The organism is Pseudomonadota bacterium (assembly GCA_039028155.1).
Classification (GTDB): domain Bacteria; phylum Pseudomonadota; class Alphaproteobacteria; order SP197; family SP197; genus JANQGO01.
The window spans coordinates 98,826-104,941 of record JBCCIS010000013.1 but is presented as its reverse complement, the minus strand read 5'-3'; the positions used below and the strand labels follow the sequence as shown (position 1 = coordinate 104,941).

The window sequence follows — 6,116 nt, the reverse complement described above, 5'->3', positions numbered from 1 at the left end:
CGATGCGCGAGGCGGCGGCTCTGCCGCTGGTTGGCATCACTGCCTACGAAGGACTCCATCGGGCAGGTGTCAAGAAGGACCAGAAGGTCCTGGTCCATGGCGGCGCCGGTGGCGTCGGACACGTCGCCGTGCAGTTGGCCAGACATCTCGGTGCTCAAGTTTTTGCGACCGGCACCGGTAGGAGCCAGATGGATATTGTCTCTGGATACGGCGCTACGGCCATCGACTTTAAGACCGAGCCAGTCGCGGAGTACGTGTCTAGGTACACTGACGGTGCAGGTTTTGACGTCGTCTTCGATACGGTCGGCGGTGCGAACATGACCAACTCGTTCGAAGCGGCCGCCCTGAACGGCCACGTCACAACAACCGTTGCGTTGCTGGAACTCGATCTGACGCCCGCCCACTTCAAAGGCTTATCGTTGCACGTCGTCTTTATGCTGATCCCGATGCTCTATGACTACAAACGCGACGACCACGGTGCGATCTTGGCTAAACTCGCCGAGATCGTGGATGAAGGTGGACTAACGCCGCTCCTCGATGAGCAGACGTTTGGGTTCAGCGACGTTGGGTCCGCTTACGATCGCCTGACAAGCGGTCAAGCCATTGGAAAGGTGGTTGTCGAAATCTAGTCTCAAGGCGAAACCATACTGCCGCGGGTACCTGGCATGTCAGGCAATCAGGCCAGGCGGATTACACTAGCAGTGCCCTTGCGTTGCTCTAGCGGTCTTCTAGCTCTCGCGTCTCTGCACTCTTGTACCAAATGCCGATAGGAGTCGCGCGACCGCGAATCATCTGAGCTTCGCCTTCCCGTAGGCCCGTCAAAATACTCAACGGATCCACTTGGTTTTCGCGCACGGCCTTAATGAGAGCGTCACTTGTAACCAGCACGGCGTGCAGTTTGCGGGTAGTTGCTTCCAGTCTACTCGCAACATTAACCGCGTCTCCTAGAACAGTGTACTCCATCCGACGTTCGTCGCCTATGTTGCCGACAATCACGTCGCCGTAGTGCAGTCCTATTCCAACTCTTATCGACTCGCGGCCTTCCGCCAGCCGAGACGCGTTCCAATCTTCGATCTCGGCGATCATCGCGGCAGCGCAACGCAGGGCACGAACTGCATCGTCCTTGCGAGGTTCGGGGGTACCGAAATCGACCATAATTGCATCTCCGATAAACTTGTCGATTGTGCCGCCATGGTCGATCGCCGTTCGGGCCAGCCTGCCATGAAACTCGCGAAGCAACTCGACTAGCTCGTCTGGCTCCAGTCGTTCCGAAATCGCGGTGAATCCAACCATGTCGGCGAAGAGCACCGCGACACGCTGTACCTTCGGCCGGCCAAGTGACCTGTCGCTCGTTGTTAACTCGCGCACAATGTTCGGCGAGAAGTAGCGCGAAAGTGCCAAACGTTGGCTTTCTGCCGCCACCTGCCGCTGAACCAATTGGCGAGAGCGCCAAACTGTCAGCGTTAGTATGAGAGTAACTGCTAGCAAAAAGACCACTTGATTCACGAGGCGGGTCAAGCCGACTGCATATGGATCTAATACAAGGTCCAAGACAGCTTCCAGGCTGAGACCTGCGTCAAGCACGTCCCGGGACAAGAAAAGACGCGTCTCAGGCAGACTGATGACCCAAAGGTAGCCCGTTACCCAGCATACGATGGCGGCAATGCCCGCCCACACAACGAGCGCAGGTTTGTAGCTCAGGACCATGTAGACGAGGAACATCCCCAGATACAGAAATCCGGGCGCACGCAGATTCATTTGCGGCGACCATCCCTCAAGTCCATAGGGATTGGGAACGATGAGCAGGTAACACAGGACCGCCGCATCCAGGAGGAGGAAAAAGGCTATGACCAGCGTGCCGCCGTAGCCGCCCCTTACCAGATAGTACGGAATCGCTCCGAACATCAGAAACAACAGAACGACGCACAGATAGACTGCCGAGCGCTCCAACGGAAGCGTCACCATGACCCAAATCGCAAGCAGCGCGAGAACGATTGCGCGGCCCCGGAACATGTAGCTAAGGCTGGCGCGCTCCTCCTGGGCGAAGTCGGTCCTCTGTTGATCGGACATCAGCTCTCAAAACCCGGCTTTAGCCAAGATCTTGTCCAACCCGACGAACTCGCCCAATCACTCGGTGTCAACAACCTCGTAGGGGCCCGCTGCACGGACGTACAAAATGCAGTCAGAGTCGACCAAGCAAGACAGATTGTGAGAGACGTTGCCCTTAGATCCGAAGTAGCTGCCTGCGTCCAAGATGTTGGGCTTCGACAGGTTACCCGCCGAATGGGTTAGCTGCCCTTGCACCACCACGGCCTTCAGCTCAACACCACCAGCTCTGAGTTCTCCAGTGTACTCCGCCGGTAGTTTCACGAAGGTTCCGCTCAGTTGGCCCTCTTTGGATGCCTCCCAAAGAAAGGCCATCTCGGGGCCCGCTGTGCCAGGGCCGTGGCTGACCCATTTGATGTCAGCTGCGTCGAGCCAAACCACATTAGTTTCGTCGATGTTGACTGGCCGTTCACCATTATCAAAGGCGAGTAGCGGATTTTGCACCAGGTATGGGCCAGATAGAATTTCTAGAAACGCCGTTCCGCCACCTGGACCAACGGCCGTAATGTGAACTTCACCTGCGGGTTGCGTCCAGAACGATCCTGGGCCCATCCACATGTTCTCGGCGTCGGGATCATCGTTGTGGACCGTGCCCTCGATGACGACCGCCCGGTAGGTAATGTTGTGAATATGCGGGGGCGACATGAATCCATCGGCGAACGTAATTAATGCTCCGCTCGGGACATCTTCACGGATATCGCCCCAGAGCACGCCGGCCTGCGGGCTCTCATCGCCACGGGCCGGGTTCAGCGGAATGAACTCGACATCCGAGCGCTTGACCACCTCAACCATAGGGTCGTCGTTAGCCAGACTCTCCCCAATCAACATTCCAAAGACGAGAGCTGCTGACAGTATTCGAGTTATCATAGTGTCGACTGTGCCCATCTGAGTGCGTCGATTGATGCTTGTGCTGTTAACCACATTTAGGCACCAGAGTTTCGATACAATCGGCTTCATTCCGGAAACACTATCCGCTATCAGAGGACAATGAGTCTGGACCCGAAATCCTTGGAGTTGTTTGTTCGTGTCGCTACGCTCGGAGCGATCGGCAAGGCAGGCGCTGAGCTGGGTCTGTCGCGGACCGCTGCAACCCAGCGGATCCAGGAGCTTGAGACCGCGGTCGGCTCCCAACTCCTTCACAGAACAACTAGGTCAGTATCTCTTTCGGTCGATGGCGAGGTGTTCCTCGCCCACGCAAAACGCATCTTGGAAGATATCGACGAGGTGTTCTCGGATTTGCAAAGCGATCCGGCCGCCGTTAGCGGCGACCTGCGCGTTGCTAGCTCAGCGTCGTTCGGACGCAAGTTCCTAGCCCCATACGTCGCCGAGTTTTTAGAGCTGTATCCAAGACTGTCGATTCAGCTGCATCTAAGCGATACAGCCTTTGACATCGTCCAGAATGGCTTCGATCTAGCCATACGGCTTGGCGATTTATCACCATCGACGCTAAAGGCCCGGCGTATCGGAGATAGCGCCCGTATCGTCGTTGCGGCACCCTCCTACATCGAGCAATTCGGCACTCCAAGAACGATTGCCGACTTGAAGACACATAACTGCCTGATTCGCTCTGATGTACGCACTTGGACAATGCGCGGCCCTAGTGGCGTGGTCGAAGACGTCAAGGTGACCGGGAACTTTGCTACAAATCTTGCCGAAGCCGTGACAGAGGCCGCGCTGTCAGGTGTTGGGATTGGTCGTAAGTGCAGATGGGAGATCGCGGAGCATCTCGAATCTGGCGAGCTAATTGCCATTCTCCCCAACTACACTGTTCTACCAGAATGGGGAATCTACGCAGTCCGCTCACCCTCACGCACGCCACCAGCGCGAGTACGCGCGTTCACGGATTTCATCGTTCAGAAACTTCAGGCGGTTGAGGCACTCGCTGAAAAAACGCCTGATTCAACAAGATGATGGGTCAACCTCTTTGCGATCGGTTTTCTAAGTGCTGTCTAGCGCCTCGTGGGATGGCAGTGCGCATGAAAGGGTGGGCCGAGCCAGGGACCCCTTTGTCACCATCAATGTTTGGAAAGGCCTTGGGTGGTGGGCGCACCTGGGATTGAACCAGGGACCCCTACGATGTCAACGTAAAGGGGCGTTCCGCCCCCTCTCCCAAAACCTTCTACAATTCAACTACTTGGCTTCCGTGCATCAACCGGATCTTTCTTCGTATGTGGTTGGTTTGTGGGTGGTTTGGGGTTCAATCTGGCAATATCTGGCAACAGTGAGGACGAGCTGTCGAGCGCTGTAAAAGTCTCGCGACACTGGCACCTCTTTCTCGTTCCATGCCCAACTGAAGGGCCATCCGTGATGGTTTAAAATCCACTCAACGCTAGAGTACGGAAATCGGCAATGTCGATCGATATGTCCACCAAATACCAAAAGCGGACATAAGACATCGTGGAACACAATGTCTGTTCTCCATGGCTTTGCGAAATCTAGGATCGCTGCCCAATCTGCAACATGGAGAATACAAGCGGCCATACCCAGCGTCCTTGATAACGATGTTTGGATACTCTTGTCGGATCGCACCAGCCGTCTCGGCCAGTACTGAGCCGAGCTGGCTGGTGCACCGAAAATGGCGGTTCTGGACCGCGCTATCGGCGCTCGGCGCCGCCTGAACCGGGAAGAGAAAGTCGATATCGTCTACTTCGGCAACGTCCGTTCGAGCTTTGACACGTCCAAGATCGTCGCGCCGGGCCGAAAGGCCGCGTGCTAGGCTTGCCGACTGTACCCGCCATTGGCGGTACATTGTTCAACAGCCAGGACCTGCGTCTACCGCCAGACCGTAGCGTCGAGGAACGAGAGGACGCTGTGGCCGACATCGTCAAAGCGAGTTGCGGCGAGGTCTCGTCGATGGCGCTCTGTACCGGCCAGACCAAACTGCACAACCTTGAGCCCGAAGACATGCGCGCTCAAACGTCGCCACGCGTGACGCTACCGACATCCTGCTGACGGGCAAGCACTAAAGCAAGTGACGCTGCTCTATCCCCGGATTGCGCGTGGATTGAGTTCGGCGGGCTAACCCTCGTCCGCGTCGTCGACAGGCGCGTGGTCGAACCGGGCGAGCCACGCGTCGAGGCCGGCCGGCAAGGGGCTGCGATGCTGCATCTGGCGCAACGCAACGCGCGTTGCCGCGCGCGTCGACCGTGAAGGCGCGGGTTCGTAGCACGCGGGGCTGGCGCTACCGGAGACGGCGGCCATCAACCGAGCCTTTTCGGCGACAACATCGGGGTCGCCCCACGCATCCAGCAGTGCGTTGAAGTCCTCCGCCGCCGCGCCGTCCCACGGCTTTGGCTCACCCAGTGGCGTAGCGATCGGACTCGGCGGATACATGGCAACGCAGGGCATCCACCCTTCCGGTACCGGGACGTTGGCCGAATGGGTGCGACCGCTGGCGAGCAAGCGCGGCAGAACGTGGGTATGCGGGCCTTCAGGCGTCACATCGCGGCCGATCGGCTGATAGACCTCGGCACGGCCAAGCCGGCCGATGGCAACGCGGTGGGGATTGGCGTCGAGGATCGCGGCCATCGCGGGCGAACTCTGATCCAGAACGGACCGGCCGGTTTCGTCGCGCAGGACTTGGATAAGCGACGGATCGTCGGTGCGCACGCAGAAGTCGACGTTGTCGCCGGCAAGGCCCATGTCGAACAGCACGGCGTCGCGGTCGCGCGGACGGATGGCGCCGCGGTCGGGGCCGAGTTCGGTGATGACAGCGCGTTTGTGGCAGCGTGCCTTATCCGTCGGCAAACAGACGACGACACCGTGGCTCCACCGGCCGGGGCGACCGGACAGTGTTTCATAGGCGAGCGCGCGCGCCGGTTGATCGGGTTCCACGCGGATCGCGCCGCGTTCGGTCACGGCGGTCAGCCCGTCGATCTCGGCCGGTTCGTCGGGGCGGCGATGAAACTCGGCGATGGCGCCAAAGGACCCGACGCTGAAGCCAGTCATCGGGTCTTGCAAACGACGCTGCACAACATCGAACACGTCCAACTGCGTCATCGATACGTCTC

General features: G+C 58.4%; 7 protein-coding genes. 4 read left to right on the top strand and 3 right to left on the bottom strand.

The genetic code is table 11. From position 1 onward, the window contains the following. The coding region (locus AAF563_09515) for a zinc-binding dehydrogenase (protein ID MEM7121501.1) at window positions 1-629 on the top strand (629 nt) is incomplete at its 5' end. Between the two features lie 88 nt (window positions 630-717). Here the strand turns inward: AAF563_09515 and AAF563_09510 are convergent. Both AAF563_09510 and AAF563_09505 read right to left on the bottom strand, forming a co-directional pair. Next, on the bottom strand, window positions 718-2,070 hold the full coding sequence (locus AAF563_09510) for an adenylate/guanylate cyclase domain-containing protein (protein MEM7121500.1): 1,353 nt from the start codon (window positions 2,068-2,070) through the stop codon (window positions 718-720). A gap of 57 nt (window positions 2,071-2,127) precedes the next feature. Beyond that, entirely contained in the window at window positions 2,128-2,898 is a 771-nt protein-coding gene (locus AAF563_09505; GenBank protein MEM7121499.1) for a DUF4437 domain-containing protein, read from the bottom strand. Between the two features lie 195 nt (window positions 2,899-3,093). Here AAF563_09505 and AAF563_09500 point away from each other — a divergent pair, with 195 nt between their 5' ends. From AAF563_09500 to AAF563_09490, 3 genes are all read left to right on the top strand, one after another. Next, complete coding sequence (locus AAF563_09500) at window positions 3,094-4,017, top strand: LysR family transcriptional regulator (protein ID MEM7121498.1); 924 nt, start codon at window positions 3,094-3,096, stop codon at window positions 4,015-4,017. Between the two features lie 664 nt (window positions 4,018-4,681). Then, window positions 4,682-4,822, top strand: a complete 141-nt coding sequence (locus AAF563_09495; GenBank protein ID MEM7121497.1) for a hypothetical protein — start codon at window positions 4,682-4,684, stop codon at window positions 4,820-4,822. A 2-nt stretch (window positions 4,823-4,824) separates the two neighbouring features. Then, on the top strand, window positions 4,825-5,058 hold the full coding sequence (locus tag AAF563_09490) for a hypothetical protein (protein MEM7121496.1): 234 nt from the start codon (window positions 4,825-4,827) through the stop codon (window positions 5,056-5,058). Window positions 5,059-5,124: 66 nt separating this feature from the next. On the opposite strand, the gene AAF563_09485 is transcribed toward AAF563_09490, so the two are convergent. Next, window positions 5,125-6,105, bottom strand: a complete 981-nt coding sequence (locus AAF563_09485; GenBank protein ID MEM7121495.1) for a hypothetical protein — start codon at window positions 6,103-6,105, stop codon at window positions 5,125-5,127. Window positions 6,106-6,116 lie beyond the last annotated feature (11 nt).

Bases quoted from the DNA above. Each gene is read 5' to 3' on its own strand.
- AAF563_09505 (MEM7121499.1), bottom strand. From the start codon at position 2,898: ATGGTTGAGGTGGTCAAGCGCTCGGATGTCGAGTTCATTCCGCTGAAC.
- AAF563_09510 (MEM7121500.1), bottom strand. From the start codon at position 2,070: ATGTCCGATCAACAGAGGACCGACTTCGCCCAGGAGGAGCGCGCCAGC.
- AAF563_09495 (MEM7121497.1), top strand. From the start codon at position 4,682: ATGGCGGTTCTGGACCGCGCTATCGGCGCTCGGCGCCGCCTGAACCGG.
- AAF563_09485 (MEM7121495.1), bottom strand. From the start codon at position 6,105: ATGACGCAGTTGGACGTGTTCGATGTTGTGCAGCGTCGTTTGCAAGAC.
- AAF563_09500 (MEM7121498.1), top strand. From the start codon at position 3,094: ATGAGTCTGGACCCGAAATCCTTGGAGTTGTTTGTTCGTGTCGCTACG.